Raw genomic sequence first — 25,897 nt, 5'->3', positions numbered from 1 at the left:
TCGTAGGGTATTTCCTCCCCATCAAACGCCGTTAGCGAATACAGGCCCACCGCTCTAGGAATTCCCAACCGACCTCGTAAGAACAATCCGCTCAAAATTCAGCGCCAGTACGCTGATCAGCACAATCACCGCCCCCACGATCACCATCATCGCCGGCCGCTCGCCCAAGATCATCGACGCCATCAACATCGCCGTGGGCGGCACCAGATACAGCGACACCGAAGCCCGGCTTACCTCCACCCGTGCCAGCACATAGGCCCAGCCCAGATAGGCCAGCGCACTCGGAAAAATCCCCAGCACCAACACCGCCCAGTTCACCCGTGCCGGTGCCTGCAACACCTGATCCGCCAACCCTGGCAAGTAAATCAACAGCAACACCGTACCGGACCAAATCGTGTAGCAAACCATCGTCAGCCCGTCATACCGATGCGCATGGCGCTGCTGCAGCATGAAATACACACTCCAGGACAGCGCCGCGACCAGAATCAACAGCCCATGCGGGTCCACCTCGCCAAAACCCTTGCCGCCGATCACCACCACCGCCGCGCCAAAAAGCCCCAACCCCACACAGCCCCACTGCCAACGGCCCACACGATCCTTGAACACAAAATGCGCCAGTATCGTCGTGAACAGCGGCGTCGACTGCGCCAACACACTCGCCGCCCCTACGCTGACCCCTTGCTGCCCGTGATTGATCGAAATGTGATGCAGGCTGACCGCGAAGAACCCCAGCACCCCCAGCAGCGGCAGGTCCCGAACGCGCGGCAGGGAAATCCGCATAAACACCGCCACCACCGCCATAAAGGCCGAAGCGATCAAAAACCTCACCAACGCCAGATGCCCCGCGTCGTAACCCTGCAGCCCGATCCGAATCCCGATCGGTGAATACGCCCAGCAACCAATCACAAACCCCGCCGCCAAGACCGTCTTCAAGCCCGGCCTGCTCGCTGATGAACGATCCACTTCCACGCCCCTGATCACCGGGGAAAACGCCCCGTCGCCCCTTCAGTATCAGAAGCTGGAAACCTCACCACAACTGACTAATACTGAGCCAATCATTCACTTTTGGTGAGCTATGGAACTGTCCCAACTGCGCATGCTCAAGGCCATCGTCGACACCGGCAGCATCGCCCGCGCCGCCGAAAAACTGCACTGCGTGCCCTCCAACATCACCGCCCGCATCCGCGCGCTCGAAAGCGAACTGGGCATGCCCTTGTTCTTCCGACAAGGCCGCGGCTTGCGCCTGACATCGGCTGGCGAAATCTTCCTCGGCTATGCCGCCAAAATGCTCGGCCTTGCCGAAGAAGCCAAGCGCGCCGTCTCCCCCCAAAGCGCCCCCAGCGGCCCACTGCGCATCGGCGCCATCGAATCCAGCGCCACCTCCCGCCTGCCACGCCTGCTGGCCAAGTACCACGCGCAATACCCAGACGTATCACTGGAACTGATCACCGGCACTTGGACACAACTGCTCGACGACACCCTCAACCACCGCCTCGATGGCGTCATCGTCGCGGTCGACGTCGAGCGGCCAAAGCTGCGCCGAATGGTCATGTACCGCGAAGACCTGGTGCTGATCGCCCCGACCTCACTGGAACCACTGACCTGCGCCGCAGACCTGCAAGGCAAAGCCATCTTCATGTGGCCACCGGGCTGCCCGTATCGGGGCGCGCTGGAGCAATGGCTATCGCGCCAGGGCTTGGTGCTGCCGATTGTCAGCATTGGCAGCTACGGCACGATTGTGGGTTGCGTCAGCGCAGGCGCAGGGGTGGCGCTGGTGCCCAAGGGCATCTGGGAGCAGTACCGCAATGTCGGCGGGATGGTGAGCTATGAGTTTCCAGAGCTAACGGGTGTGGATAACTTGTTTTACTGGCATGAACAGTCCGAACGGCACCCGGCGAGGGATGCGTTTGTGGCTTTATTACGCGCAGAGGGTGTTGGATCAAACCAACGACAAACCCTGTAGCCGCTGCCGAAGGCTGCGATGCGGCCCGTCAGGGGCGCCAGAGCTTATCTCAAAATCCCGCGCCCACTTTGCGGTGGTCCGTCATTCCGGCGATCGCAGCCTCGCGGCAGCGGCTACAGATTGAATCCTCTGCTTTATTGTGTTTGTAACACGACTGCAATGCCCCCCTCAACTTGCATCATTCCAATGAATATTAAGCGTACGAACACCTCCACCTTTCAAATCAACTTCATTGCGCATCTCCCGTCCATTATGCTGAGCCACAACGACATACTTACCGGCCGGTAATTGGGTCAACACAATAGGCCCCGCATCATCCAGTCTCAGTAGTTCATTGCCTTGAGTATTTTGAATGGCCACCGAAACCCCCGATAGATACTTGCTGTCCGGGCCGGTGGAAAAGGTCATGTGCAGGTTATAGCCGCTGACCTGTTGCAGAGCGCACGATTCATCGATGCCGATACCGCCGGAAATGTAAGCGATTCCGTTTTGTTGTTGCTGCTGGGCCTTCACGCTGGCAGGGTCGATTGGGATGTTGTTGCAGGTTTCGTTGGCGATGGCGAGAGGTTGGCCGGTGAGGCCAATGGTGAGAGCGAGGATTTGTAATGATTTCATTGGGACCACTCCCGAGTCCTTCTGGACTCTTCGAATGAGATGCCGTCTAGATGGCTCTTGGATAAATCTCCTCGTGTTGAAACTATTTGGTTGTCGCCTTTTTTATATTCATAAGACCGCTGTTTAATCGTAGTGTTTAGATTGATTAATTTTGAAACTCTTGGTTTGTAAGATTGCTTGGTTTGGTTGGTTGAGGAGGTTTGTCCCAATAAAGAATGACTGTCTTTGGGGGCGCTACTCAATCGAAAAATAGATAGTTATGGCTGTCAGTGGGTTCGCGACCTGCTAATTCAAGTGACGGTGTACGATGCCCAGCAAACGTTCACTATCGAGGCTTGAGCTGGTCTAATAGCTCCGGACACCTCAATGGGTGAAACTACCCCTAGAGGAGTCCCCTATGACCAAGAAATACAGAAAATTCGATGCCGCTTTCAAGCTAGATATCTGCAAGCTGATCGTTGATCAAGGCCAGAGTGTGAACTCGGTCTGCATCGACATGAACCTGAGCGATACGGCGGTTCGACGTTGGGTAGAGCAGTACAAGGCCGAGCTACAGGGGGGTCCTGGAATCGGCAAACCGTTGACCAGTGAACAGCAACGCATTCGCCAGCTTGAACAGCAGGTTCGTGAGCTGAAAATGGACAACGACATCTTAAAAAAAGCTACGGCCTTCTTTGCCCGCGAATTGAAGTGATCCATCAGGTGGTTCACCAATTACAACGTAAGGCCTATCCGGTGGCGCGTGTTTGCCGGGTGTTGCGGATCAGTCGTTCAGGCTATTACGAAGCCCATCAGCGAAGCCTGCAGCCAGACGTTGTATGCCCGACTTCGCTCCAGCTCAAGACTCTCTTCGAGAGCAATGAAAGCTGCTTTGGCAGCCGACGCTTGCTGGAGGCAATGCGTGCCAAGGGCGCGTCGATTGGTCGTTTCAAGGTGCGTGGACTTATGAAAAAGCTGGGATTACAACCGATTTGGAAACGCAAATTCGTGCATACCACCGACAGCAATCATGACTTGCCAGTAGCGGCGAATCTACTTGATCGCCAGTTCAATCCTGAGCGCGCCAATCAGGCCTGGGTCGCGGATATTACCTACATCCGAACACGTAGCGGCTGGCTTTACCTGGCCACAGTCATGGACTTGTTCTCTCGCAAGATCGTTGGATGGTCCATGGCGCCTCATATGCGTGCTGAGTTGGTGTGCAGCGCCCTGCAACTGGCTATTGCGCAAAGACAACCTGAGCCAGGCCTGATCATGCACTCCGACCGAGGCAGCCAGTATGCAGGGAGCGTTTATCAGGATCTGTTGAAGCGCCACGGGATGCTCTGCAGCATGAGTCGAAAAGGAAACTGCTGGGACAATGCGGTGATGGAACGCTTCTTCCTGAACCTGAAGATGGAACGGGTCTGGAGAAAGGATTACGCCAACCATGGTGAGGCCAGCAAGGACATTACTGATTACATCATGCGGTTTTACAACGAAGGCCGCCTGCACTCGACACTGGGGTATGTCTCACCCAATCAGTACGAGCGCCAGGCAGCCTGAATAGTCACCGATTAAGGTGTCCGGAAAAACTTGACCACTACAGCTGCCATGACCGGGATATCCCTGAATCTGCCGGAAGTCCTTGCGAGCTCGCTCACCGATCTGGCCCAGGCCAATGGCCAAAGCGTGAGTCAATTGGCGATGGACGTTCTTCGTGACTACGTCGAGCACGAGAGGGCACTGACTGCACAGATCGAACTGGCGGTAGAGGAGGCCGATCAAGGTGAATTCGCCACCGATGAACAAGTGGCGGCGATGCGTGCCCGGCGCTGGAGCAGGACTACATAGCCCTTGAAAACTCCAAGGCTGCTGACGATCTCTCCGATGCGATCTTCGCCAGCGTAGACAAGCTAGCCCAATTTCCAGCCATGGGCCGTGGAGGTCATTTCGGTCACCAATTGGTCGATCTCGTCGATCAAGGCCGTGCGGTCTGTCTTGCTGGTTGCAGCATCAGGGAGATGACGACCTAAAAGGGTTTCGCGCCGATCACCGCTAAGGCTTGTTGCTGCGTCAGCATCCACTGGGCAGAAACGACGCATCGAGCTTCAACGAGTTGCTGAATAACTCGGAAGTCATCGAGCAGATTTCGCGCAAAAATGGGCTCATAGTGAGCAATTCGATTTCTCAGCAGCCGAACCTTGTTCAAGTCGTCGAAGATTTGCTTACGATGCTGTGCGACGGTTTTATTCGTATCCAGATTTGGCAGCACTCGCATCAACTGCGCCCCCCAGATTCTGTTGTCATGCCGACTGGTGAACATTTTTTCCCAAAAACAAACTTCAGCTCGGCAATCACCTGTCCAGTCTTCTTAGTTTTGCCTCGCACTCCCTGAAGGTCGTTCAAAGCGTTACAACCTGGCCCGGCTTGACGAGGGAGGCTGCGTTCAAACCCTGGATTCCACGGCCAGTCAGGGCCGTGGATGGACTCGAGAGCATCCGCCACTGCATTGCGCACGACGACTTCGCAGATATGCAGGGGCGGGAGTAGCGCGCCGCAGATCCGAGCGTTCCAGGCGTAGAGGGCCAAAGCTGCCTCGGCGTCATGACCGGCGGCAGCGGCAATTGTTTCGTAGGTGGCCATTCGGGCTGGAGAGAGGGCGGTCATGACTACCTGGGCTATGTGCGTTGACATGGCAAACTTATATCCATATAGTTTTTTCACTAGCCACGGGACACGCGGGCGCAAGCCTCCCCCCGAGGACAGACGAAAGTAAAAAACCCGCCTTTTTGGCGGGTTTTTTCGTTTGTGGGCGGCAGTATAGGCGGCCTGGATATCTGGATCACTGGGCAGATGCAAGGTTTCGCGACGGTGTGCGAGCGGATTGCTGCCCCACAGCGGGTTAAGATTTCGCTAGATGACCTATAGCCTGAATTCAATGCACGGTCATTAAGGGAATGGCGCAAGTTGGAGGGTACCGCACCGTGAGCAAACCAAGCAGAAGCGAGGTTCACTGCGGGGCTAGGGCTCAGGCGAACAAGCATTACACTTCGGCGAAACGCATGGTCCGGATGTCGCTGGCGACTTGAAGGCCTCGTGCTTCAGCAGGTCCAATTGCTGCTTTATGCTGAGGGCTGGCTGGTCGAAGGGCCTCATGTAGCTTTCTCCAGGCAAAAAAAACCGCACGATTTGAGCTTGCTGACTGGGTCAACCTAGGCTTGGCGGGTGTGTTGGCATGCATTTTAGGTAGGTGGATGAGACCGTCAACGTCCTGCCGATGTGGAATTGTAACGAGCAGGGGCATGCGGAGTCGGGTGAAGGAGTGATGCGATGACTGGGGCATGCCAGCAGCCAGCTGCAGTCCATTCCTTGGGCTGTGTCACTCCGATTGGCATGCTCGATAAGGGCTGCAGCAGCGCCAAGAGCGCCCATTTCTTCCCAGAGCGCACCGGCAAACAGCACAAATTTTTCGCCAACCTCCGAGGCAATTACGCCACCCAGTGCTAGGTTTGTTCATGCAGCCCCTAGCCAAGCAATTCGCCATCATCAGGAAAAGCCAGTAATGGATCTACACCGCGAATTCGAGCACAGCAAATTCTTTCGCAGCGCCCGCATTGACCGTAGCGCAGCAGACGCCTTGATCGGTGTGGCGGCTGGATTGGCAGCGGACGACCTCGTTAACACTGCTGAAGCCGTTTTTCTGAAGCAGTGGCTGGAAACTAACGTTGCGCACACCGATTGCGATCGTGGGTGAGGGTCATTGGCAGCGGATGCTATTTGGGTAAGAGATTTGTGCTTTCGTGATCGTTGAGCGATGACAGGCGCTCCACGGGTGCAGTGTTGTTGAAAAGGAGTTTAGCCATGGAAGCCAAGCGAATCGCTTTACTGATCGACTGCGACAACGTCAGCCATACCTCCATCGACGGGGTCCTGGAGGAGCTGGCCAAGTTCGGAATGGTCAATATCAGGCACGCACACGGGAACTGGAGCTCGGCTCATCTCTCTGGTTGGGCGGATAAATTGCACGCCTTTGCTATTCGCCCCATGCAGCAATTCGCTTATACCAAAGGCAAGAATGCAACCGACTCAGCGATGATCATTGATGCCATGGACCTGCTGTACAGCAAGAGCGTGGATGCCTTTGCGTTGATGACCAGTGATAGCGACTTCACGCCATTGGTACTTCGGCTGCTGGAAAGCGGTTTACCGGTGTATGGGTTTGGCGAGACGAAGACACCCAAGCCTTTTGTTGCTGCTTGCTCCCAGTTCATCTTCACCGAAAACCTTATCCGACAGGACCCAAAAGCCATCGAGGAGGGCCAGGCTTCGTCCAAGCGCAGCAGGAACGAACTTCGTGCCGACACCAATTTGGTTCGCCTATTGAGGACGGCCATGGAGCAAACGACGGATGACACTGGATGGTCGGACTTAAGTCGTGTTGGTTCGTTTATCCGTAATAACAGCTCGTTCTCGGCGGTGAACTACGGGTATCGAACATTGGGAGATCTGATGCGGGCGTCTGAGCTATTCGAGATTGAGATGCGTAATGGTGGGACCTCGATGTATGTCAAAGACGTACGTCGTCGAGTGGCTGGAACTGTTATTGCAATGGAGGTTGGCTAAGGGCTAAGGATGCGTGATGTCTGAATAAACCGCGGTGCATTTATTCGCGGATAAACCGGAGTGCCGGACCACCGCTCCCACATGAATTTCGGCGGCCAGGCGACCGCCGCTTGCTAGCAAGGCTCCTACGGGAGCGCACCCCGCCAAGTTTGATAACTCCAGGTACTTAGAGATACGTCATTGCTCCGAAAAAATCTAAATCCATCCTATTGTTTCTACGATGTTTAAGCATTCATTGCTGGAGTCGTCCTGCTGCCGACTCTAACATGGCCGCCATCGAACTAAACTTGTATCTCTAGAGCAGATGTCTCTACAGAGGCAGGAGGTGTCAAATGGCCATTCAAGATACCTATCGAGAAATTGAACAGGCCCTAGGTCAGGTACCAGAGTGGATTAAGCAGATGCCGGAAGGCGGAGCGAACGGATTCTGGGGCGTGGCCCGGGACTTCTGGCTGGCGGATACCAAGATTCCTAATAAGTACAAGGAGTTGATAGGTCTGGCGGTGTCCGGGGCGACCCGTTGTAAGTATTGCGCCCTGTTCCATACCGAAGCCGCGCGCTTGTTTGGCGCGAGCGACGAGGAAATATCCGAAGCCAGCTTTATGGGGGCGTTGACCATGATGGGCAGCACCTTTATTAACGCCCAGCAGATCGACTACGAGCAGTTCCGGCAGGAAACGCTGAGTATCGTCCAGTATGTCAAAGATCACTCGCAGTCCAAAGCCGCCTAAGCCGTTGCGGGAACCAGCCCTTCGCCAGCTGACGAAGGATAAGCTGATTGCAATCACCGGCGATGGTCTGAGGACCACCGCTCGGTGGCAAGCGGCTGTGCTGCGAGCCATCGGCGAACTAATGCAATACAGCGATACTGCCCGCGAAGAAAACCAAGACCTGCGCATTCCCTTCGCTAAAGCACTCCATGACCTCTATGCGGGACAGAAGTCCGACGCCGAGTTGACGGAAATGGTGTTGCTGATGCTGGAAGTTGAAACCGCCCCCTTTCTCGGCGAAGGCCCCAGGGCGGGAGCGGCATCCGGGAGCAATGATCTCTGAGAAGTGGATAGGGCCAAAAGAGTCGTAGTGATTGATCTGAGCTAAATCACGACGCCTCCTGATCTTCCGTCCACGGAAAATCGGGATGGAGGGGGCAAGTCATTGAATGGGCTGCGCAGATGATGGAAACAAAAAAGGCCCAACTTTCGGTGAGCCTTTTTCGGTACTGCGTAGGGCACCAGGAGTCGAACGATTTCATAAGCTATTGAATTAGCTGATTAATACTTAAAGACCTGTGCGACTCTACCTCTAAAACTACCTCAAGGTCCTCGTACGCCTGCTAACCGGTCGAGTTCCGCAAGAAATCATCCCAGTGATCGCCTTCATGGCCTAGGCATGGTGCTGCTGTTGATGCCGCCTAAGCTCGCTAGAAGAATTTATCTGGCGCACAGATATCTGTTTGACAGATATCTGGATCGGCGATAACATTCGTTGTATGTAAGGACGCCGGAGACCAAAAATATGCGAGTGGTAACAAAGACGGCGGTTGCACAAGCCATTGAAACGTACAGCCAGTGGAAAGAGCCACTGAACTTGTGGCTGACCACCTTTGACAGGCCGCCCCTTCGGTTTGAGTCCTTTGAGCAGATTCGTGACGTTTGGGTCACCGCCTCAGGATGGAACGTTGATCGCATCCCTCACTCAAAGCTGAGGCACACGAGCAAAAAAGGACCTCTTGATATCTATGTCTTTGATATCAAGAAAAATGAGTGTCGAATCATCGCGTGGATCAACACGCGAACCGGCACCATTTACATGAAGGACATTCTGCCCCACGCCGGATATGATAAGTGGTGCAGAAGTGATGTTAAGTAGCTGATCAGGAAGATCGGCTCTATTTATGTATAATGCAATTATAGGTGACAAGATGAAGCGTGATAAGATCGAAGCCACTGGACTAGATTCCTTCATAGCTAATATTTCACCAATGCTTGATGGTCTGAGTGATCAGATAGCCACAATGTCCAAGTTGTTATCTGCATGTCATGATCCTATTGAAGATGATGATGACTTGCAGGGACGGATGGCGCTAATTGATGAACTCTACTCTCATGCGGATAGTGAAGATCACGCAGCAGCACGTTTTGCGGAGCTGGTTGCTGATCGAGTGTATGAGTACGAAGCTGAAACGGTGTTGATACCTCAATCCTCCCAGTCGGAAGCGCTCGCGTTTCTGATTTCGGATAGGGGAGTTAAACAAAAAGATTTGTCTGATATTGCAACACAAAGTGCTGTTTCTGAAATACTAAACAACAAAAGAAAAATGACTGTTGCCCAAATAAAAGGCTTTGCTGATTTCTTTAAGGTTCCGGTTGAGTTTTTTCTGCATGGTGCAGTCTAAAGAAAGGTTTGATTTTTCTGTACATAAAGAAATGACGTTCTCTGGTGAACACAAAAATAGCTTAGCTCGAAATACTTAAAACAGTGTACCCAAAGCCCCTCCGCACTAAATGTGGTTTGGGGCTTTTTTTAATGGTTAGGTAAAGTTTAATTGTAAGCGTTCCGGGAACACACCTTCCGAACTCCAGCATTAAGGGCGATGGTGTCCGCGTATTTTTAAGCGGACGCAATTACCCTTAACGCCAGGATCGCCATGCGCCAACGTAAGTCCTACCCGAAATCCTTCAAAACCCAAGTCGTCCATGAGTGCGTGCAGCCCGGCGCTTCTGTGGCGGCTATTGCGATGAGGCACGGCATCAATGCGAATGTCGTTCGCCGATGGCTACCGCTTTATCGAGATCAGCTACCCGCGACGTTGCCGGCTTTCGTTCCGTTGAAAGCTACGCCTAAAAATCAGGCGGAAGCGTTGGCGACCATTGAAGTGCCACTTGGCGAGCAATCGATCACAGTGAAATGGCCGACTTCCGATCCTGACGGCTGCGCCCGTTTTGTCCAGGGACTCACGCAATGATTCGCATCGACGCCATCTGGCTCGCCACCGAGCCCATGGATATGCGCGCCGGTACCGAGACAGCGTTGGCCAGAGTGATTGCAGTATTCGGTGCGGCGAAGCCGCACTGCGCTTTTTGCGTAGTTCTGGAAATGAAGTTCATTACGTTGAGTCGGCTTCCCCCCGCGGAAATTCTCGCTGAGATTTGTTAAATGGAATTTCGCTTCGCTTTAAGGGCGTCGTTTCATGGCTACGATTATGGGCTCTGTTATTGCGACTATTTCTGAGCAGCGAGGAAGTTTCAGGAGCGCTGTGTCAGTTATGAGTGTGGATACAGGTTTACGACTGCTTTGCAGTCGATCGTGAGCAAGCTCTACTCCTACGCCACGCGAGCAGGGTCGAAGGTAATGTTGCGGCTTGTATCGATGCTTGAGTAGGGGCGGTTTTTTAGAGATTTTTGGGGGATATTTTGCGTGCGAAAGAATTCAGCCAGCGTAGCGGCATTACCGATTATCGAGGTAATCAAGGTCGGGAAGTTGTTTGAGGTGCATTGGGATTATCAGGAAGCCCCCGAGAGCAGCATCTTGTCTCGAAAGTATGACCTGTTGTCCGCGTTCATTGATGGTGTGCTCGTTGGAATGGGCATCCCATCAAAAAATGTAGCCTGCGCATCGGCTGAGGCGGGGGCCGTCAAATCTCTGGATGAAAGCACAGCCTCCAGGCTTGCTCAGGTTATAACCGCTAAGCTCGGCGCGTATGTTCAGGAGGAGCATCGTCGACTGAGCAATGCAGCGCTGCATGATCGTCTATGTCAGGGACTGGAAAAGTAGGGATTCAAATCTGCATTCCAAAGGAGCTGGAAGCAATGAGACAGAAAACTAAAATACTGGTCCTCTGTAAAACCTACCCCTCGCCCAGTTCAAAATATGCCGAGACTTCATGTGTGGCAGGTATGGATCAGCAGGGGAAACTGATTCGGCTTTACCCTGTCCCATTTCGGTTGGTTGCTGGCGATCAACAGTTTGCAAAATGGCAGTGGATTGAGGCTCAGATCGAGAAAAGCCCTGCAGATCGGCGCCCCGAAAGCCACCGGGTGGGCGTGGACACTATTGCGCTAGGCCAGACGTTGCCTGCCGGTGATTGGCTAGAGCGGCGGGCGTTGCTGGATAAGCTGGTGATATACGACAGCTTCGATCACTTGGAGCAGGCCAGGATTGAAAGCAATATCACCTTGGGGCTTGTGAGACCGCAACGCGTCACCTCTTTGCGCATTCGCAAAGCAACCTCAGAAGATTGGACGGCGGATGAGCTTGAGAAGCTGCAACAGCTGCAGCTGCAACCTAGCCTTTTTGATCCTGTGCAGGAGCGGGCGAGCATCAAGCGTCTTGAGAAGGTGCCTTTCGACTTTCATTACACCTATGAGTGCCTAGTCGACGGGGAGGTGAAAACCTATACCCATAAAATCGTCGATTGGGAGGCGAGCCAGCTTTACCGGAATGTCCGTCGAAAGCACGGGCCTGATGCTTGGGAGGCGCCGTTTCGAAGAAAGCTTGAGGCTGAGCTGCCGTCGAAAGACTTACTGCTGTTGCTGGGAACGATCCATCGCTTTCCCGAGCAGTGGCTGATTATTAGCCTGATCTATCCGCCTAAGCGACAGCCGGGAGAGAACCAGCAGATGCCTCTGTTTTGAGCGGAAGATGTGCAGGCGTGATGGATGCGTCCAGTGTCTGTGCTGCTTCTGCAATCAGGCTGCGATGGCAAAAGCTGGCATCGGCTTCGTAGCAGACCATACAGACTCGCTGTTGCGCCGCATCAACCACAAGCTCGTTCAGTACGGTGGATTGCGTGCGAATGTACGCTCGGAAGTCTCGCGAATAGGTAGTCCAATCAGCGTCTACCTTGTAACGAGCGCGGATAGGCTTGGGGCAGCCCAGCGGGCGACTATGCTGGTACGCAATGCCCGCATCTTCCAGGCATTTGGCAAAGGCCTTTTTGGAAAAGCCGGGCTTGCGCGAAATGGGGTACTCCCGAACGTCGAGCACTTTGTCGATCTGGGCTTGTTTGAGTCGCGCAATAAATGCGTCGATGCTGAGGCCTTCATAGCCGGCAGTAAAAATGTTCATGCTTGGTCTCCTGCTGCATCCCTGCAAATTGAACGGCGAAGCGCGAAAACTATATCACCGGCTGGCTGGGCTAGACCGTTGCAATGACGTAAGGAATCCAGCCAAGAAGTTTCAAGCAAACAAAAAAGGCCCACCTTTCGGTGAGCCTTTTTCGGTACTGCGTATGGTGCCGGCACCAGGAATCGAACCCGGGACCTACTGATTACAAGTCAGTTGCTCTACCATCTGAGCTATACCGGCAGTAGGGCGCTGATTATAGCCATTCGCTCTGTCGAGTAAACCCCCTCTGCATGCTTTTTTTCTCGTCCTTTCTTACCCACCCCAAATGCTTATGCACATTCATGACATGGCAGCCCCTGCCATCGCTCGATTTTGTGCGCGGTGTGGCGCCCTGACGCAAGGTGCTGTTTTTGTTCGGCTTTCAAATATGACTAAAAAATGAACAAGCTGTTAAAGCGCTTGGATCCATGATTTTACGGGGCCATCAGCGGATGTTTTCAACAGAGTTATCCACAGGCTGAGTACAAACCTTGTGCAGATTTTCAGCGCTGGGCCAGCAGTAGCAGGTTGCGGGGGGTCAGGCGGCTTTCGCAGAACAGGCCTAGATACACTTCGTAACCTTGTTCTTGCAGGTAGAGGGCTCGGTCGAGGACGAGCCACATTTCCAGGGGACGGCGGAAGAGGTTGCGGACCATTTCGAGGTTGCGCACGGCAGCCAGGCGGTGTTGGCCGGCTGTTTCTAGGGCTGCCCAGTCGGTGAAGCCGTTGGTGGATATCCCTTTGAGCGCCGCCAGTTCCTGGCAGTACTCGGTGAAGGGTTTGTCCAGCCAGGCGGCGGGCAGGGAGGGGGTTGGCAGATATTGGTCGAGGTCGCGGAGGCGGCGTTGCAGCAGGTCGAAGCTTAGGCGGCGGGCCATGGAGAGGTCGCGCTGGCGGCGTACGCGGGCACCGGCGGTGACGGTTTCGCTCAGGGGTAAGCCAAGGTCGTCCAGTGAGAGGTGCAGGCTGGAGGCGATGGCGGCGCTGGAGAGTGGCTGGTGGCCGGTGCTGGCGGTGCGGTTGTAGCAGCACGGGGCGATGGCCAGTTGGCGGCAGCCGGCGCGGCTGGCCAGTTGCATGAGGCGTACGTGGAGGTCGCCGCAGGCGTGCAGGGCGACGGGGGTGTGTTGGGCGCTCAGGCGGTTTGAGGCGTCGTCGGCCATGACGTTTTGCAGCAGGTGCTGGGCGTTGAGGCTGTGGCGCTGGCTCAGGTGCTGGCCGGCTTCGACCAGGTGGGCGTCGTATTCGAGGCAGGTGAGAGTTTGGCTCGGTTGCAGCAGGCGACGGCCCAGGTGGCCTTTGCCGGAGCACCAGTCTAGCCAGTGGCTGGGCTGGGTGTTGAAGTTCAGGTGGCTGGCGAAGGCTTGGATCTGGTCCCACTTGCGGCCGGGTACGTCGACGCTCAGGCGTGGGGCGCAGGGGTGTAGGGCGGATGTGGATAACTCGCCGACGGCGGCCAGTGCTGCGGCTTGGGCTGCGATCTGTGGGTAAGGCGCAGGGGCGGGCAGGGCTTCTGGGTGGTTGTCGGCGGCTTCGGCGTCAGCGAGGGTGCGTTGGCGTAGCCAGGTGGCCAGTTGTGGGTGGTCGGCTTCCCAGGGTAGTTCGAGGTGGTTGAACGGGCGGGGGCGCCATAGGGCCTGGTGTTGGAGCAGGAAGGTGTCCAGGGCCTTGAAGCGGGTCAGCAGGTGGTCGCCGGAGAGGGGGTGGGTCATGGCGGTTATCGAGTCCTGGTGGTGGGGATGCAGGCGCCGCGGTGTACCCGTTGGTCTGCGGCGCCCGTATCGCGAGCAAGCTTTGCTCCCACACTACCCACTAGCGGCCTTGGGCGGCGTCTACGCGTAGCCAGCGTTCCAGCAGCTTGAAGCCGCGCACCATCAAGAAGGAGATGGCGAGGTAGAACAGGCCAGCCGCAAAGAAGATTTCGACCGGCAGGTAGGTGCGGGCGATGATCGTTCGGGCCATGCCGGTCAGTTCCAGCAAGGTCACGGTGCTGGCCAGGGCACTGGCCTTGAGCATCAGGATCACTTCGTTGCTGTAGGCCGGCAAGCCGATACGCGCCGCGCGCGGCAGCATGATGAAGATCATGGCCTTGGCGCGGGACATGCCCAGCGCTCGCGCCGCTTCAATCTCGCCGCGGGGGATGGCCTGGATGGCGCCACGCAGGATCTCGGCGATGTAGGCCGCGGTGTGCAGGGTCATGGTCAGCACGGTGCACCAGAACGGGTCGCGCAGGTAAGGCCACAGCGAGCTTTGGCGCACGGCGTCGAACTGGGCAAGGCCGTAGTACACCAGAAACAGCTGCACCAGCAGCGGTGTGCCGCGAAAGAAGAAGATGTAGGCGTAAGGGAATGAACGCACGTACCACAGCCGTGATGAGCGGGCGATGCCCAGCGGGATGGCCAGGATCAGGCCGGCGATAACGGCGATGGCGACCAGCTCCAGGGTCAAGGTAGCGCCCTGGGCCAAGCGTGGCAGCCACTTGATGATGACTTCCCAATTCATGATTCGGACCTCGCAAAGCCACGGGCGGCGCGTTTTTCCATGAAGTGCATGCCGATCATGGCAAGGATGGTCAGGCCCAGGTAGATAAAGGCGGCAACCATATAGAAGGTGAACGGCTGTTTGCTCACCGTCACGGCGATTTGCGAGTGGCGCATGATTTCTTCAAGGCCGATCACCGAGACCAGCGCGGTGTCTTTCATCAGGATCATGAACAAGTTGCCCAGGCCCGGCAGGGCGATGCGCCACATTTGCGGCAGGATCAGCCGCGAGAAAATCCGGCTCTTGGACAAGCCCAAGGCCATGCCGGCTTCACGATGGCCCTTGGGAATAGCCAGGATCGCGCCGCGGAATACTTCCGTGGCGTAGGCACCAAAACACAAGCCCAGGGCGATAACGCCCGCGGCAAAGGCATTGAGTTCAAGGCCTGGAATGTGCAGCAGCTCGCCCAGCCGGTTCATCAGGCTGACGGTGCCAAAATAGATAAGCAGAACCCACAGCAGTTCGGGCACGCCTCGCACGATGGTCGAGTAGGTGCCGCCGATCCACTGCAACGTCCGATACGGCGAAGTCTTGGCCAGGGCGCCGAGCAAGCCCAGCACCAAGCCCAGGCACAGGGCCGAAAGCGCCAGCTGGACGGTCATCAAAGCGCCGGCCGCAAGCGCCGGGCCGAATCCGTAGAGATCAATATTCATGGGCAGGTTTGGTCACTGGGACGGGCACCGCCGCAGGGCGGGCGGTGCGGGTCGGGTAAATCATTCGATGCTGAACGGGAAGTACTTGTCGTTGATCTTCTTGTAAGTACCGTCGGCCTTGATGTCCTTCAGCGCGGCGTTGAGCTTCTCGCGCAGCGGGTCGCCCTTGCGAACGGCAATGCCGATCTTGTCGCTTTCTTCAACCGGGTCGCCCTTGAACTCATAGGCCTTGCCCGCGTCGGACTTGAGCCACTCGTATTGCACGTACTTGTCCGCCAGGATGCCGTCCAGACGGCCAGAGGTCAGGTCCAGGTAGGCGTTTTCCTGGGTGTCGTAGAGACTGATTTTGACCTTGTCTGCGCCGACTTTGTCTTCAAGCCAGGTGCCGGACAGCGTCGCGCGTTGAGCGCCGATAGATTTGCCCTCTAGAGAGGCAACGTCAGTCTTGAAGTCGACATCTTTAGGCGCGATGAACTGCAGCTTGTTGGAGTAGTACGGGTCGGTGAAGTCCACCGCCTGCTTGCGCTCGTCAGTGATCGACATAGACGAGATCAAAAAGTCGAATTTCTTGGCGTTCAGGGCAGGGATGATGCCGTCCCAGTCGGAGGTGACGATGACACACTCGACTTTCATCTTGGCGCACAGGGCGTTGCCGATGTCGACGTCGAAGCCGACGACCTGGCCGCTGGCATCTTTGTTATTGAAGGGCGGGTAGGCTGCTTCGATGCCCATCCTCAGTTTGTCGGCGGCCATGGCATTGCCAAGCACCAGCGTAGCGGCAGCGGCCAGGAGGAATTTTTTGTAAGTCTGCATTCGTGTTGCTCCGTTAGCGGTTGCTGGACATGAATTGTTTACAACGCGCCGAAAGCGGGTTTTCAAAGACCTGCTGCGGCGATCCCTGCTCTTCTATCAGGCCCTGGTGCAGGAAAACCACTTCACTGGACACCTGGCGGGCAAAGCCCATTTCGTGAGTCACCAGTAGCATGGTTCGGCCTTCTTCGGCCAGTGCGCGGATCACGCTGAGCACTTCCTGGACCATTTCCGGGTCCAGCGCCGAGGTGGGCTCGTCAAACAATATGACCTTCGGTTGCATCGCCAGGGTGCGGGCGATGGCAGCGCGTTGTTGCTGGCCGCCGGAGAGCTGGGAAGGGTAGGCGTGGCGTTTGTCGCCGATGCCGACCTTGGCCAGCAGTGCTTCGGCCACTTCGATCGCTTCGGCCTTGGACTGGCCGAGCACACGTCGTGGCGCCTCGATAATGTTGTCGAGGATGGTCATGTGCGGCCAGAGGTTGAAATTCTGGAATACGAAGCCGATCTCGCTGCGCATGCGATTGATCTGCTTGTTGTCGGCAGCGATCAGCTCGCCATTTTTCGCGGCCTTGAGCTTGAGGGCTTCGCCGGCCACCAGGATCTCGCCCTGGTGCGGGTTTTCGAGCAGGTTGATGCAGCGCAACAGGGTCGACTTGCCAGACCCGGAAGAACCCAGGATCGAGATAACATCGCCATCACGGGCAGTCAGGGATATCCCCTTGAGTATTTCCAGATCGCCGTAGCGCTTATGCAAGTTACGGATTTCCAGCGCGGGCGTGGCCTGGGCCATGGGCGGTCCTCATGAGTTCTGTGCGCTCCTGCTATTAGTGGCCTTCCTGGCGAGGCGCCACGCTAGCATAGGGTTCGGAAGCTCGCCAACAGCGCCACGGGGTGCAAACACGCGGCAGGCGGGTGGGTGTCGCATCGCTACAGCAGACTGTCGCGCGGATATCTTCCGAGCGGGTCTGAAGGAGCGGGCGCCGCCCGAATCCAGAGGGGAGTCGCTTGAAAAAAGGCGCGATGGTGCCAGCTTTGGCCGGTGGTTGGAAGCAGCTTTTAGTCGCGGTAGCGACTGTGGGCTTTCTTGAACGGATTGTGGTTGCACCGGTGAGTTGCTCCTTTTTTGCGTCGCGGTGTTACCCGTGTCTATGTTTTGGTGCGATCGAGGCTGCTGTAACTGAGTGTTACGGTAATGCTCACGGTAGTTTGTAAGCATTCTCAATGGCTTGCTTAAACCCTGGCTGGGGGGGCGTGGCAGATTCACCGGCTTCTGGCTCAGATCTTGCGTTCAGATCTTGGATAGCGGTTAGAAGCGGAATGCATCCCCTTGATGTGGGATGCAGGTGAAGGGCTGGACTGAATACTATTTTTTACAAAAGGTAGTTTTATGAGCAGTACGCAAAGCACCAACGACCTCGGCCAAGGGCTGAAGCAGCGCCATGTGACCATGTTGTCGATTGCCGGCGTGATCGGCGCCGGTTTGTTCGTCGGCTCCGGCCACGCCATCGCCGAAGCGGGCCCCGCAGTACTGCTGGCCTATGCGGCGGCCGGTACGCTGGTGGTGCTGGTGATGCGCATGCTGGCGGAGATGGCCGTCGCCTCCCCTGACACCGGTTCATTCTCAACCTATGCCGATAAGGCCATCGGTCACTGGGCCGGCTTTACCATCGGCTGGTTGTATTGGTGGTTCTGGGTCTTGGTGATTCCGATGGAAGCCAGTGCGGCTGCAACCATCCTGCATGCCTGGTTCCCGAATATTGCGATCTGGGCCTTTGCGTTGATCGTTACCTTGTTGCTGACCGCAACCAACTTGATCAGTGTGAAGAACTACGGTGAATTCGAGTTCTGGTTCGCGCTGCTGAAGGTGGTGGCCATCGTGGCGTTCATTGTGGTCGGCGCGGCGGCTGTCTTTGGCCTGATCCCGGGCAGCCAGGTCAGTGGTGTGCGTCATCTGGTCGATACCCAGGGCTTTATGCCCAACGGCATGGGCGCGGTAGCCGCAGCCATGCTGACTACCATGTTCTCGTTCATGGGGACCGAAATCGTCACCATTGCTGCGGCCGAGTCCAAGAACCCGGGCCAGCAGATCACCCGCGCGACCAATTCGGTGATCTGGCGGATCTTCCTGTTCTATCTCGTTTCGATCTTCTTGGTGGTGGCGCTGGTGCCGTGGAATGACAGCAGTCTGCCGCAAGTGGGTTCCTACCAAACGGTGCTGGACCGTATTGGCATTCCCAATGCCAAGCTGATCGTTGATGTGGTGGTGCTGATAGCGGTAACAAGCTGCCTGAACTCTGCCCTCTATACCGCCTCGCGCATGCTGTTCTCCCTGAGCAAGCGTGGCGATGCCCCGGCAGTCGCCCAGCGCACGAATTCCAGCGGCACACCTTACTGGGCAGTATTGCTGTCGACGGCGGCGGCGTTCGTGGCGGTGTTCGCCAACTACGTGGCGCCTTCGCAGGTACTTGCGTTCCTGATGGCCAGTTCAGGCTCGATCGCGCTGCTGGTGTACCTGGTGATTGCGGTGTCGCAGCTGCGCATGCGCCATCAGCGCCAGGCGCGGGGCGAGACCATCGACTACAAGATGTGGCTGTTTCCGGGGCTGACCTGGGCGACCATCATTTTCATCGTGGGGGTACTGACGCTGATGCTGGTGCGTGAAGATCACCGCGTCGAGATCATTGCCATGGGCTTGCTGAGCATCGCCGTGGTGGCGGCCGGCTTGTTGGTGGCGCGCCGGCGCAAGGCCCAGGGCCTCGGGCGCGTGGTACTGGATCATTGAAACACCGAAACGGCCTGCATCTGTAACGGCTTGCATCTAATGTAGGAGCCGAGCTTGCTCGCGATAAAGGCGCCGCGGAGCATCTGATAAAACCGCGGTGCCTTTATCGCGAGCAAGCTCGGCTCCTACATACCGCAAAGCGCAACGCAATGCAGCGTTATGGCTTGGCGAGGGCTTCTGAGGCGGCCACGTAGGCGATCTGGAAGGCTTCGCTTTCGATCCAGGCAATGGCGGTCTCTTCGTCCGGGTCGCCTTCAGCGATGCGATAGGACACCAGCACGGCCATGATGTAGTCGGTGGCCTGCACTTCGTCGAAGCTCTCGACCACCAGTTGCAGCAGCGAGTCCTGCAGGAAGATGGCGCACAGGCCCACCAGGCCGGCTTCGCCCTGCAGGGCTTCGTTCATGTCGGCATAGAGTTGGTCGTAGGCACCGGCGTCAGTGGCCTGCTCGAACACTTCGTCGATGGTCAGTTCGAAGTCAGGGTCTTTGGTGTTCGTGGCCGCGGCGGTCTTGGTGCTGCGGGCAACACGATTCTGTTTGGCTTTGGCGGCGCTGCGCTTGGCGCGCTTTTGTTGCTTGTCGGGGGAGGCCATGCGGTTTGGTCCTGGCTGGTGTGGTGTGGCACCTGGGCGACCTAAATTACAGGCAACAAAAAACCGGCTCAAGGGCCGGTTTTCTGTTTGCTTCGGTGGTGATGCACACCACTCAAAAGCTTGTGAGTGGTGCCCAGAGACGGAATCGAACCGCCGACACGGGGATTTTCAATCCCCTGCTCTACCGACTGAGCTATCTGGGCAACGGGGCGCATTAAAAGGCTTTTTCGATGAAGCGTCAAGCAAGTTTTTAAAAATTTCTTGAATTAATACCGAAGCTTACGGATTTGCTCATTTATTGAGCAGGTGGAACGTAACCTTCGGCTTGGGCGTACTCCTCGCCCGAAAAATACTTGTCCATTTCGCCCTGAAGATATTTGCGGTCGTCGGCATTCATCATGTTCAGGCGCTTTTCATTGATCAGCAGAGTCTGGTGCTTCTGCCAGTCTGCCCAGGCCTTGGCCGAGACGTGTTCGAAAATGTCCTGGCCCTTGGCGCCCGGGTAAGGAGGGCGCTCAAGGCCTGGCAGTTCTTCTTTGTACTTGCGGCACATTACGGTGCGGGTCATGACAACTCTCCTGCGTTCAAGGCGTCGGCCGCGCGCTTCAGCAATTTCTTCACCGGGGCGGCAAGGCCCAGGCGCGGCGGGGTGGCGAGGTTATACCAGAGCCAGTCGGCCTCGGCCACGCGCGGGCCTTGGCTGTCGACTCGAACCAACCAGGGTTCGATGGCCAGCTGGAAATGGCTGAAAGTGTGGGTCAGTGCGGCAAGGCTCTGGGTCGCGCCCAGGGTTAGGTCGTGCTGATCGGCCAGGTGTTCGAGGTCGCTCAGGTCATCAAGCTCAGGAAGGCTCCAGAGCCCGCCCCAAAGGCCGCTGGAGGGCCTTCGGTAAAGCAGGATGGCGCCGTCGCGGTTGGCGAGCATGGGCATCAGTGTGCGCTTTTGCGGGATTTCCTTGCGCGGCTTGGGGATCGGGTAGCGGATCTCCAGGCCCAGCAGGTGCGCTTCGCAGCCTTTTTCCAGCGGGCAGAGCAGGCAGCTGGGTTTGCTGCGGGTGCACAGCGTGGCGCCCAGGTCCATCATCGCCTGGGTGTAATGGTTCACCCGGGCGTGTGGCGTGAAGCGCTCGGCGTTGGCCCACAGTGCCTTGGCGACCTTCGGCTCGCCTGGGTAGCCTTCCTGGGCCGTGTAGCGGGCCAGTACGCGCTTGACGTTGCCGTCCAGGATCGCGGCGCGCAGGCCCATGCTGATGCTGGCGATGGCGCCCGCCGTGGACAGGCCGATGCCGGGTAGCTCGGTGAGCTTTTCCACGTCACGGGGAAATTCGCCGCCGTACTGCTCGACCACGATTTTTGCGGTTTTCTGCAGGTTGCGGGCGCGGGTGTAGTAGCCAAGCCCGGTCCACAGGTGCAGCACTTCATCTTCCGGTGCTGCCGCCAGGGCCTCGACGGTGGGCAGGGCGTCCATGAAGCGGTCGAAGTAGTTCAGCACGGTGCTGACCTGCGTCTGCTGCAACATGATCTCCGAGACCCACACCCGGTACGGGTTGATACCCTGTTGCCAAGGCAGGTCGTGGCGGCCGTTACGGTCGAACCAGTCCAGGACCGCGGTGGAAAATTGCTCCGGGCTCATCGTTTGAACAGCCCCTTCAATGCGTCTTTCAATTCTGGGCTCACTTTGTCGCCGAGTTTCTCTTCAAGCTTTTCGTTGAGTTTTTCGTTGATCTTGTCGCCCGCCAGCTTGCCGGCCATCTTGCCCAGGCCGTCTTTTTCCACGCGACAAGCCTTGGCGCCAAGCTCCAGCGGGCCACGGCAACGCAGCGGCCATTCCAGGCCAACATAGCGCTCGTTGACCTGGCAGGCAGGGTCCGGCATGTCGCTCTTGTCGCCTTCGATAATGACGCCCACGTGATAATCCATGCCCAGCACGCGCAGGTCGATATCACCGTTGCCGTTGACCGTCAGGCCCGGAATGCGCGCCTTGAGGTCCGGGTTGCTGGCCACGCCATTGCGAAACACCAGGCTGCCCTTGAGTTCTTCGAACGGTGTGTCCTTGCCGCGCGGGGCGCTGCCCAAGGCCTGGCGGTTGAGGAGGGCGATGCCCTGGCAGAGTTGCTGCTCAAGGTTGGCATTGACCAGCACACCATCGTTGATGGTGAACTTGGCGGAGCCATTGAGGGTGTCGATCAGCGCTTTCTGGCTGTTGCCGCTAGCGGTCAGGTCGCTGCTCAAGGTCAGCAGGCCCTTGATGGGCGAGGGCTTGTCGTCGGTGTTGATGAAGTGTTCGACGGGCACCTGATTGATGTGGGTCTGCAGGCCGATCTGTGGCACCGCGGGGCGCACGTCGAGGGTGCCGGTGGTGGCGAAATCACCGTTGTAGAGGCCGCCCTGGAGGGCTTCCAGCTTGATCAGGCCGCCTGCGCCCTGGGCCTTGAGGACAGCGTTCTGGATCGGCAGTTTGTCGAGGGTCAGCACGCCAAAGCTCAGGTCTGCCTGCAGGTCGAGCTGGCGCAGGCGGTCCACCGGCAGCAGCTTGTCGTTGCTCCAGGCCGTCTGGGTCGGGGCGTTGGGCAGTGGGGTGTCGCCGTTACCCAGGGCTCCAGCTTCAGTGCCTTTGACCTCGGCCTGGCGCGCGGCGGTGGCGCCGGCTGCCGCTTCGCTCTTGGCCGGGCGATAACGGTCGGCATCGAACGTGTCGCCCTTGAGCTGCACGCGCAGAGCTTGCTTGGCGAAGTCTTCGACGGCCAGGCGGCCGGTGAACAGGCTGTCGTCGAGCTTCAGGTTGAGATCTTCCAGGGCCAGGCTGTTTTTGCTGGCTTCCACGCGGCTGACCAGTTCGAACTTGCTCAGGCTGCCGGGCGTCATGGCCGGTACGGGCTGGCCGATGCTGTCGAGGAAGGTGCGCAGGTCGAGCTGGGCGATGGACAGGGCGCCGCTGATTTTCGGCTCTTTGTCCAAGTCGCGGGCATTGAGTTCGCCCAAGGCGCGCAGCTGGTTGGCGGAAACCTTCAGGCCTGTCCATTCGGCAACGTTGGCCGCCAGATCGACCAGCAACTGGCCTTGGGCTGCAAAGGTGACGGTTTTGCCTTGCAGGGGTTCGCCCGAGGCTTCACCGCTGAGTTTCATGTCTTCGAACTGATAGCGCTTGAGGGCGCGATCAAAGCGCAGTTCGCCGTTGAGCTCGGTGCGGGCACGCATCACCGGCTGGTTGCTGCCGAAGAATGCGGTCATCTTGACCGGAATATTGATGCCCTGGTGAACGGCGCCAGTGCTCAGTTGGATGCTTTCGGCGCTGTACTGCTGGCCGGTGCGCTCGTCGTTGTAATACACCCGGGCGTTGTTCACGGTCAGGCTATCGATATCGAGCTTGATCGGCCGCTCGGCAGCGTCGGGTGCCTTTGGCACCGGGCTGGCGGAAGGCTCTGGGGTGCTGGCCGTGGTGGGCTCTGGTGTGCTTGAAGGGAGCGGCTGGCCGATGTCTTCCCAGTTGCCGTGGCCGTTCTTATCGCGGGTCAGGGTGAGGTTAAGGCCTTCGACGCGCACATCGCTCATTTGCACTTCGCGGCGCAGCAGCGGCAGTACTCGAACCGACAGGCCCAGCATCTGCAGGTCGGCAAACGGCACCTTGGGGTTGTTCAGGGTCGCCACGCTGGTTTCGTGCAGCTCCAGGCCCAGCCAGGGAAACAGGCTCCAGCCGATGTCTCCGTTGAGGGTCAGTTCAACGTGCGCTTTATCACGGGCCAGCTGGCGAATCTCGTCTTTATAGTCGTTGGGATCGAATAAGTGGGTCAGGGCAAAGCCCAATGCCACAATGATCAGCAACAGCCCGAGAACACACAGCCCCAGGATTTTGCCGAACGCTTTCATGGGCGAGTCCTTGTAGGTCGATTCAAAATTTAGCCGCAGAGTATAGCGCTCTGACGTCGGCGGCTGCGCGTCATGGCAGGCGCCAGTGGTTATCAATCTTCGCCGTTGGCCAGTGGCAAGTGCAGTTTGGCAGCCAGCGCCTGGCATTCCAGGTGGCCGGCCGGGGCCAGCAGGTGTAATTGACCGCCCCTTTCAAGGGCGGTTCGGCGCGCTTCGCTGACCAGGCGTTCGGCCACCCCGCGGCGCCGGGTCAAGGCCCGGACGCACAGGTGCGACAACTGCCATTGCCCGTCGTCCTGGCGCAGGCGGGCAGCGCCTAGTAACCGGTCGTTAAAGCGCGCGGCGAGCCAACTGTCGTCGCCAAGGCCTGCATCGATCAGGCTTTGGCTATCCTTGAGCGAGCCAAACAGCCAGGCCGGTGCATCGCGGTAGATCTTGTGCAGATCCTCCAGGTCTTGTCGGGTTGGCTCGACCAGTTTTTCGACAACGATGGGCATGGCGGTTCCTCGAATGGCGGCAGATGGTGGGCGAAAGACTACCGCGATGAGCGCACCACGGTTTTCCTGATATACCGCCATCGCAGGTAAACCTTGCTCACAGGTAGGAGCAGAGCTTGCTCGCGATGAGTGCGCCGCGGTCTACCTGATATACCGTGGTGCGCCCATCGCCAGCAAGCTGGGCTCCTACAGAGGTGCATATTCCGGCACGTTGGAGCGGTTTCAGGAGGCCAACCAGTGAAATTCCCTCGCATTCGTCATGTTTGCTTCATGCCAACTCCATCTGGGCCTATAATGTCTGCCTTTTTCGCCCAATGATTTCGCGGAGCTGGTGATGGCCGAACGTAAGGCGTCCGTCGAGCGCAACACTCTGGAAACCCAGATCAAGGCCTCGATCAACCTGGATGGCACCGGAAAGGCCCGATTTGATATCGGTGTTCCTTTTCTTGAACATATGCTGGACCAGATCGCCCGTCATGGGTTGATCGACCTGGACATCGAGTGCAAGGGCGACCTGCATATCGACGACCACCACACCGTGGAGGACGTCGGTATCACCCTGGGTCAGGCCTTTTCGCAGGCGATCGGCGACAAAAAAGGCATCTACCGCTACGGTCATGCCTATGTGCCGCTCGATGAAGCCCTGTCGCGCGTGGTCATCGACTTCTCTGGCCGCCCTGGCCTGCAGATGCACGTGCCCTTTACCCGCGCCAGCGTCGGCGGCTTCGATGTTGACCTGTTCCAGGAGTTTTTCCAGGGCTTCGTCAACCACGCCAACGTCTCCCTGCACATCGACAATCTGCGTGGGCACAACACCCACCACCAGATCGAGACTGTGTTCAAGGCTTTCGGCCGTGCCCTGCGCATGGCCATTGAGCTGGACGAGCGTATGGCCGGGCAGATGCCCTCCACCAAAGGTTGCCTGTAATGCAAACCGTTGCGGTTATCGATTACGGCATGGGCAATCTGCACTCGGTGGCCAAGGCCCTCGAACACGTCGGCGCTGGCCGGGTGCAGATCACCAGCGATGCCAATGTGATTCGTGAAGCCGATCGGGTGGTGTTTCCGGGTGTAGGCGCGATTCGCGACTGCATGGCCGAAATCCGCCGTCTGGGCTTCGATTCGCTGGTGCGCGAAGTCAGCCAGGACCGCCCGTTCCTGGGCATCTGTGTGGGCATGCAAGCACTGCTCGATCACAGCGAAGAAAACGACGGTGTCGACTGCATTGGCCTGTTCCCAGGCAATGTGAAGTTCTTCGGCAAGGGCCTGCATGAAGACGGCGAGCACCTGAAGGTGCCGCACATGGGCTGGAATGAAGTGACCCAGGCGGTGGATCACCCGCTGTGGCACAACATCCCGGACCTGGCGCGCTTCTACTTCGTCCACAGCTATTACATCGAGGCAGGCAAGGCCGGGCAGGTGGTCGGTCGCGGCCACTACGGCGTCGACTTTGCCGCCGCGCTGGCCGAAGGCTCGCGCTTTGCCGTGCAGTTCCACCCGGAGAAGAGCCATACCCATGGCCTGCAGCTGTTGCAGAACTTCGCCGCCTGGGATGGCCGCTGGTAATGAGCCGCTCCAAAAGCAAAGCCCCGACCATGACCCTCGCGCCCGAGCAGGAGCGCGAGGCACTCGATGTGCTCAAGCGCTTCCTCGAGGATCGTTTTGAGCTGCAACTGGGTTCGTTTGAAGTGGCCGAGGTCCTGGAGCTGTTTACTCGCGAAATTGCTCCACACTATTACAACAGGGCGATTTTCGACGTGCAGGCGCACCTCAAGGAGAGGTTCGAAAGCATTGAAAGCGACTTGTGGGCGCTCGAGAAGAGCTGATCTTCCGGGCATCGCTGTTTACCGAATTGACAGGTTTT

The 25,897-nt window shown here is 57.5% G+C and carries 32 protein-coding genes and 2 tRNA genes; 17 read left to right on the top strand and 17 right to left on the bottom strand.

All coding sequences use genetic code 11. The features are described from left to right. Positions 1-54: 54 nt before the first annotated feature. Complete coding sequence (locus AC3IX4_RS27725) at positions 55-933, bottom strand: DMT family transporter (RefSeq protein WP_489258484.1); 879 nt, start codon at positions 931-933, stop codon at positions 55-57. Positions 934-1,075: 142 nt separating this feature from the next. On the opposite strand from AC3IX4_RS27725, the gene AC3IX4_RS27720 reads away from it, so the two are divergent. Beyond that, a complete protein-coding gene (locus tag AC3IX4_RS27720; protein WP_489258483.1) occupies positions 1,076-1,963 on the top strand; it encodes a LysR family transcriptional regulator in 888 nt (295 codons plus the stop codon). 168 nt (positions 1,964-2,131) lie between these two features. Here the strand turns inward: AC3IX4_RS27720 and AC3IX4_RS27715 are convergent, their stop codons facing one another. Continuing rightward, positions 2,132-2,578 (bottom strand): carboxypeptidase-like regulatory domain-containing protein, encoded by a 447-nt coding sequence (locus AC3IX4_RS27715; protein WP_489258482.1) that lies wholly within the window; start codon positions 2,576-2,578, stop codon positions 2,132-2,134. Positions 2,579-2,975: 397 nt separating this feature from the next. Between AC3IX4_RS27715 and AC3IX4_RS27710 the strand changes: the two genes are divergently transcribed. Further along, a protein-coding gene (locus tag AC3IX4_RS27710; RefSeq protein ID WP_489256774.1) for an IS3 family transposase occupies positions 2,976-4,123 on the top strand; the annotation gives its coding sequence in 2 pieces (ribosomal slippage) (positions 2,976-3,228 and positions 3,228-4,123; 1,149 coding nt in all). A 48-nt stretch (positions 4,124-4,171) separates the two neighbouring features. After that, on the top strand, positions 4,172-4,411 hold the full coding sequence (locus AC3IX4_RS27705; RefSeq protein ID WP_489261383.1) for a CopG family ribbon-helix-helix protein: 240 nt from the start codon (positions 4,172-4,174) through the stop codon (positions 4,409-4,411). 178 nt (positions 4,412-4,589) lie between these two features. On the opposite strand, the gene AC3IX4_RS27700 is transcribed toward AC3IX4_RS27705, so the two are convergent. Next, entirely contained in the window at positions 4,590-4,838 is a 249-nt protein-coding gene (locus AC3IX4_RS27700; RefSeq protein WP_489258481.1) for a hypothetical protein, read from the bottom strand. Further along, positions 4,838-5,203, bottom strand: a complete 366-nt coding sequence (locus tag AC3IX4_RS27695) for a hypothetical protein (protein WP_489258480.1) — start codon at positions 5,201-5,203, stop codon at positions 4,838-4,840. The genes AC3IX4_RS27700 and AC3IX4_RS27695 overlap by 1 nt, the downstream gene beginning before the upstream one ends. Positions 5,204-6,122: 919 nt before the next feature. On the opposite strand from AC3IX4_RS27695, the gene AC3IX4_RS27690 reads away from it, so the two are divergent. From AC3IX4_RS27690 to AC3IX4_RS27645, 10 genes are all read left to right on the top strand, one after another. After that, complete coding sequence (locus AC3IX4_RS27690) at positions 6,123-6,314, top strand: hypothetical protein (RefSeq protein WP_489258479.1); 192 nt, start codon at positions 6,123-6,125, stop codon at positions 6,312-6,314. A 107-nt stretch (positions 6,315-6,421) separates the two neighbouring features. After that, complete coding sequence (locus tag AC3IX4_RS27685; RefSeq protein WP_489258478.1) at positions 6,422-7,183, top strand: NYN domain-containing protein; 762 nt, start codon at positions 6,422-6,424, stop codon at positions 7,181-7,183. A 332-nt stretch (positions 7,184-7,515) separates the two neighbouring features. Next, positions 7,516-7,914: a carboxymuconolactone decarboxylase family protein gene (locus AC3IX4_RS27680; protein ID WP_489258477.1), complete on the top strand. Its 399-nt coding sequence runs from the start codon at positions 7,516-7,518 to the stop codon at positions 7,912-7,914. After that, positions 7,880-8,236 carry a hypothetical protein gene (locus AC3IX4_RS27675; protein ID WP_489258476.1) on the top strand — a complete coding sequence of 119 codons (357 nt, stop codon included), beginning with the start codon at positions 7,880-7,882 and terminating at the stop codon, positions 8,234-8,236. Before AC3IX4_RS27680 ends, AC3IX4_RS27675 begins: the two co-directional genes overlap by 35 nt. Before the next feature lie 462 nt (positions 8,237-8,698). Beyond that, positions 8,699-9,052 carry a type II toxin-antitoxin system HigB family toxin gene (locus AC3IX4_RS27670; RefSeq protein WP_204931141.1) on the top strand — a complete coding sequence of 118 codons (354 nt, stop codon included), beginning with the start codon at positions 8,699-8,701 and terminating at the stop codon, positions 9,050-9,052. Positions 9,053-9,104: 52 nt separating this feature from the next. Then, the gene (locus tag AC3IX4_RS27665) at positions 9,105-9,578 is read left to right on the top strand and encodes a helix-turn-helix domain-containing protein (RefSeq protein WP_489258475.1); all 474 of its coding nucleotides are present in this window, start codon (positions 9,105-9,107) and stop codon (positions 9,576-9,578) included. A gap of 252 nt (positions 9,579-9,830) precedes the next feature. Continuing rightward, complete coding sequence (tnpA, locus tag AC3IX4_RS27660) at positions 9,831-10,148, top strand: IS66-like element accessory protein TnpA (RefSeq protein WP_489258474.1); 318 nt, start codon at positions 9,831-9,833, stop codon at positions 10,146-10,148. Continuing rightward, positions 10,145-10,339: a transposase family protein gene (locus AC3IX4_RS27655; RefSeq protein WP_489258473.1), complete on the top strand. Its 195-nt coding sequence runs from the start codon at positions 10,145-10,147 to the stop codon at positions 10,337-10,339. Before tnpA ends, AC3IX4_RS27655 begins: the two co-directional genes overlap by 4 nt. A 261-nt stretch (positions 10,340-10,600) precedes the next feature. Next, positions 10,601-10,957 carry a hypothetical protein gene (locus tag AC3IX4_RS27650; RefSeq protein ID WP_489258472.1) on the top strand — a complete coding sequence of 119 codons (357 nt, stop codon included), beginning with the start codon at positions 10,601-10,603 and terminating at the stop codon, positions 10,955-10,957. Positions 10,958-10,992: 35 nt separating this feature from the next. Continuing rightward, entirely contained in the window at positions 10,993-11,817 is an 825-nt protein-coding gene (locus AC3IX4_RS27645; protein ID WP_489258471.1) for a DUF8758 domain-containing protein, read from the top strand. On the opposite strand, the gene AC3IX4_RS27640 is transcribed toward AC3IX4_RS27645, so the two are convergent. The 7 genes from AC3IX4_RS27640 to AC3IX4_RS27610 all read right to left on the bottom strand — a co-directional run bounded on the left by AC3IX4_RS27640 (position 11,774) and on the right by AC3IX4_RS27610 (position 17,083). Next, entirely contained in the window at positions 11,774-12,250 is a 477-nt protein-coding gene (locus AC3IX4_RS27640) for a DUF488 domain-containing protein (RefSeq protein WP_489258470.1), read from the bottom strand. The two genes, AC3IX4_RS27645 and AC3IX4_RS27640, sit on opposite strands and share 44 nt — an antisense overlap. A gap of 164 nt (positions 12,251-12,414) precedes the next feature. Further along, positions 12,415-12,490: transfer RNA gene (locus AC3IX4_RS27635), tRNA-Thr, on the bottom strand. A gap of 302 nt (positions 12,491-12,792) precedes the next feature. After that, positions 12,793-14,001, bottom strand: a complete 1,209-nt coding sequence (locus AC3IX4_RS27630; protein ID WP_489258469.1) for a methyltransferase — start codon at positions 13,999-14,001, stop codon at positions 12,793-12,795. Between the two features lie 100 nt (positions 14,002-14,101). Then, positions 14,102-14,791: an ABC transporter permease gene (locus AC3IX4_RS27625; RefSeq protein ID WP_489258468.1), complete on the bottom strand. Its 690-nt coding sequence runs from the start codon at positions 14,789-14,791 to the stop codon at positions 14,102-14,104. Next, positions 14,788-15,483 carry an ABC transporter permease gene (locus AC3IX4_RS27620; RefSeq protein ID WP_489258467.1) on the bottom strand — a complete coding sequence of 232 codons (696 nt, stop codon included), beginning with the start codon at positions 15,481-15,483 and terminating at the stop codon, positions 14,788-14,790. Before AC3IX4_RS27620 ends, AC3IX4_RS27625 begins: the two co-directional genes overlap by 4 nt. A gap of 60 nt (positions 15,484-15,543) precedes the next feature. Continuing rightward, positions 15,544-16,296 carry an ABC transporter substrate-binding protein gene (locus AC3IX4_RS27615; protein ID WP_489258466.1) on the bottom strand — a complete coding sequence of 251 codons (753 nt, stop codon included), beginning with the start codon at positions 16,294-16,296 and terminating at the stop codon, positions 15,544-15,546. Between the two features lie 13 nt (positions 16,297-16,309). Next, positions 16,310-17,083 carry an ABC transporter ATP-binding protein gene (locus AC3IX4_RS27610; protein ID WP_489258465.1) on the bottom strand — a complete coding sequence of 258 codons (774 nt, stop codon included), beginning with the start codon at positions 17,081-17,083 and terminating at the stop codon, positions 16,310-16,312. A 597-nt stretch (positions 17,084-17,680) separates the two neighbouring features. Here AC3IX4_RS27610 and gabP point away from each other — a divergent pair. Continuing rightward, complete coding sequence (gene gabP, locus AC3IX4_RS27605; RefSeq protein ID WP_489258464.1) at positions 17,681-19,075, top strand: GABA permease; 1,395 nt, start codon at positions 17,681-17,683, stop codon at positions 19,073-19,075. Positions 19,076-19,232: 157 nt separating this feature from the next. Here the strand turns inward: gabP and AC3IX4_RS27600 are convergent, their stop codons facing one another. From AC3IX4_RS27600 to AC3IX4_RS27575, 6 genes are all read right to left on the bottom strand, one after another. Continuing rightward, a complete protein-coding gene (locus AC3IX4_RS27600; RefSeq protein WP_489258463.1) occupies positions 19,233-19,670 on the bottom strand; it encodes a hypothetical protein in 438 nt (145 codons plus the stop codon). A 127-nt stretch (positions 19,671-19,797) separates the two neighbouring features. Further along, positions 19,798-19,873 (bottom strand) — tRNA-Phe (locus AC3IX4_RS27595). Between the two features lie 92 nt (positions 19,874-19,965). Then, entirely contained in the window at positions 19,966-20,238 is a 273-nt protein-coding gene (locus AC3IX4_RS27590; protein ID WP_489258462.1) for an oxidative damage protection protein, read from the bottom strand. Further along, positions 20,235-21,302, bottom strand: coding sequence for an A/G-specific adenine glycosylase (mutY, locus tag AC3IX4_RS27585; protein WP_489258461.1), 1,068 nt, complete (start codon positions 21,300-21,302; stop codon positions 20,235-20,237). Before mutY ends, AC3IX4_RS27590 begins: the two co-directional genes overlap by 4 nt. Continuing rightward, on the bottom strand, positions 21,299-23,536 hold the full coding sequence (locus AC3IX4_RS27580; protein WP_489258460.1) for an AsmA family protein: 2,238 nt from the start codon (positions 23,534-23,536) through the stop codon (positions 21,299-21,301). Before AC3IX4_RS27580 ends, mutY begins: the two co-directional genes overlap by 4 nt. 92 nt (positions 23,537-23,628) lie before the next feature. Further along, positions 23,629-24,033 (bottom strand): acetyl-CoA sensor PanZ family protein, encoded by a 405-nt coding sequence (locus tag AC3IX4_RS27575; RefSeq protein ID WP_489258459.1) that lies wholly within the window; start codon positions 24,031-24,033, stop codon positions 23,629-23,631. A gap of 334 nt (positions 24,034-24,367) precedes the next feature. On the opposite strand from AC3IX4_RS27575, the gene hisB reads away from it, so the two are divergent. Genes hisB through AC3IX4_RS27560 form a run of 3 tightly spaced genes read left to right on the top strand, consistent with a single transcriptional unit; the run spans position 24,368 to position 25,859 of the window. After that, on the top strand, positions 24,368-24,961 hold the full coding sequence (gene hisB, locus AC3IX4_RS27570; RefSeq protein ID WP_489258458.1) for an imidazoleglycerol-phosphate dehydratase HisB: 594 nt from the start codon (positions 24,368-24,370) through the stop codon (positions 24,959-24,961). Continuing rightward, entirely contained in the window at positions 24,961-25,599 is a 639-nt protein-coding gene (hisH, locus tag AC3IX4_RS27565; protein ID WP_489258457.1) for an imidazole glycerol phosphate synthase subunit HisH, read from the top strand. The genes hisB and hisH overlap by 1 nt, the downstream gene beginning before the upstream one ends. Beyond that, positions 25,599-25,859 carry a DUF2164 domain-containing protein gene (locus AC3IX4_RS27560; RefSeq protein ID WP_489258456.1) on the top strand — a complete coding sequence of 87 codons (261 nt, stop codon included), beginning with the start codon at positions 25,599-25,601 and terminating at the stop codon, positions 25,857-25,859. The genes hisH and AC3IX4_RS27560 overlap by 1 nt, the downstream gene beginning before the upstream one ends. The last annotated feature ends 38 nt before the right edge of the window (positions 25,860-25,897 follow it).

Source organism: Pseudomonas sp. KH_021 (assembly GCF_057838865.1).
The sequence above is the reverse complement of the archived record's forward strand: the minus strand, read 5'-3'. Positions and strand labels throughout refer to the sequence as shown.

What these genes read in the sequence shown, in the direction of transcription:
- AC3IX4_RS27625 (WP_489258468.1), bottom strand. Translation starts at nt 14,791, where the DNA reads ATGAATTGGGAAGTCATCATCAAGTGGCTGCCACGCTTGGCCCAGGGC.
- AC3IX4_RS27690 (WP_489258479.1), top strand. Translation starts at nt 6,123, where the DNA reads ATGGATCTACACCGCGAATTCGAGCACAGCAAATTCTTTCGCAGCGCC.
- AC3IX4_RS27620 (WP_489258467.1), bottom strand. Translation starts at nt 15,483, where the DNA reads ATGAATATTGATCTCTACGGATTCGGCCCGGCGCTTGCGGCCGGCGCT.
- AC3IX4_RS27655 (WP_489258473.1), top strand. Translation starts at nt 10,145, where the DNA reads ATGATTCGCATCGACGCCATCTGGCTCGCCACCGAGCCCATGGATATG.
- AC3IX4_RS27590 (WP_489258462.1), bottom strand. Translation starts at nt 20,238, where the DNA reads ATGACCCGCACCGTAATGTGCCGCAAGTACAAAGAAGAACTGCCAGGC.
- AC3IX4_RS27700 (WP_489258481.1), bottom strand. Translation starts at nt 4,838, where the DNA reads ATGCGAGTGCTGCCAAATCTGGATACGAATAAAACCGTCGCACAGCAT.
- AC3IX4_RS27705 (WP_489261383.1), top strand. Translation starts at nt 4,172, where the DNA reads ATGACCGGGATATCCCTGAATCTGCCGGAAGTCCTTGCGAGCTCGCTC.
- AC3IX4_RS27600 (WP_489258463.1), bottom strand. Translation starts at nt 19,670, where the DNA reads ATGGCCTCCCCCGACAAGCAACAAAAGCGCGCCAAGCGCAGCGCCGCC.
- AC3IX4_RS27580 (WP_489258460.1), bottom strand. Translation starts at nt 23,536, where the DNA reads ATGAAAGCGTTCGGCAAAATCCTGGGGCTGTGTGTTCTCGGGCTGTTG.
- AC3IX4_RS27610 (WP_489258465.1), bottom strand. Translation starts at nt 17,083, where the DNA reads ATGGCCCAGGCCACGCCCGCGCTGGAAATCCGTAACTTGCATAAGCGC.
- AC3IX4_RS27720 (WP_489258483.1), top strand. Translation starts at nt 1,076, where the DNA reads ATGGAACTGTCCCAACTGCGCATGCTCAAGGCCATCGTCGACACCGGC.
- AC3IX4_RS27575 (WP_489258459.1), bottom strand. Translation starts at nt 24,033, where the DNA reads ATGCCCATCGTTGTCGAAAAACTGGTCGAGCCAACCCGACAAGACCTG.
- mutY (WP_489258461.1), bottom strand. Translation starts at nt 21,302, where the DNA reads ATGAGCCCGGAGCAATTTTCCACCGCGGTCCTGGACTGGTTCGACCGT.
- AC3IX4_RS27615 (WP_489258466.1), bottom strand. Translation starts at nt 16,296, where the DNA reads ATGCAGACTTACAAAAAATTCCTCCTGGCCGCTGCCGCTACGCTGGTG.
- AC3IX4_RS27670 (WP_204931141.1), top strand. Translation starts at nt 8,699, where the DNA reads ATGCGAGTGGTAACAAAGACGGCGGTTGCACAAGCCATTGAAACGTAC.
- AC3IX4_RS27695 (WP_489258480.1), bottom strand. Translation starts at nt 5,203, where the DNA reads ATGGCCACCTACGAAACAATTGCCGCTGCCGCCGGTCATGACGCCGAG.
- AC3IX4_RS27630 (WP_489258469.1), bottom strand. Translation starts at nt 14,001, where the DNA reads ATGACCCACCCCCTCTCCGGCGACCACCTGCTGACCCGCTTCAAGGCC.
- gabP (WP_489258464.1), top strand. Translation starts at nt 17,681, where the DNA reads ATGAGCAGTACGCAAAGCACCAACGACCTCGGCCAAGGGCTGAAGCAG.
- AC3IX4_RS27640 (WP_489258470.1), bottom strand. Translation starts at nt 12,250, where the DNA reads ATGAACATTTTTACTGCCGGCTATGAAGGCCTCAGCATCGACGCATTT.
- AC3IX4_RS27645 (WP_489258471.1), top strand. Translation starts at nt 10,993, where the DNA reads ATGAGACAGAAAACTAAAATACTGGTCCTCTGTAAAACCTACCCCTCG.
- AC3IX4_RS27665 (WP_489258475.1), top strand. Translation starts at nt 9,105, where the DNA reads ATGAAGCGTGATAAGATCGAAGCCACTGGACTAGATTCCTTCATAGCT.
- hisH (WP_489258457.1), top strand. Translation starts at nt 24,961, where the DNA reads ATGCAAACCGTTGCGGTTATCGATTACGGCATGGGCAATCTGCACTCG.
- AC3IX4_RS27685 (WP_489258478.1), top strand. Translation starts at nt 6,422, where the DNA reads ATGGAAGCCAAGCGAATCGCTTTACTGATCGACTGCGACAACGTCAGC.
- AC3IX4_RS27675 (WP_489258476.1), top strand. Translation starts at nt 7,880, where the DNA reads ATGTCAAAGATCACTCGCAGTCCAAAGCCGCCTAAGCCGTTGCGGGAA.
- AC3IX4_RS27680 (WP_489258477.1), top strand. Translation starts at nt 7,516, where the DNA reads ATGGCCATTCAAGATACCTATCGAGAAATTGAACAGGCCCTAGGTCAG.
- tnpA (WP_489258474.1), top strand. Translation starts at nt 9,831, where the DNA reads ATGCGCCAACGTAAGTCCTACCCGAAATCCTTCAAAACCCAAGTCGTC.
- AC3IX4_RS27560 (WP_489258456.1), top strand. Translation starts at nt 25,599, where the DNA reads ATGAGCCGCTCCAAAAGCAAAGCCCCGACCATGACCCTCGCGCCCGAG.
- AC3IX4_RS27715 (WP_489258482.1), bottom strand. Translation starts at nt 2,578, where the DNA reads ATGAAATCATTACAAATCCTCGCTCTCACCATTGGCCTCACCGGCCAA.
- hisB (WP_489258458.1), top strand. Translation starts at nt 24,368, where the DNA reads ATGGCCGAACGTAAGGCGTCCGTCGAGCGCAACACTCTGGAAACCCAG.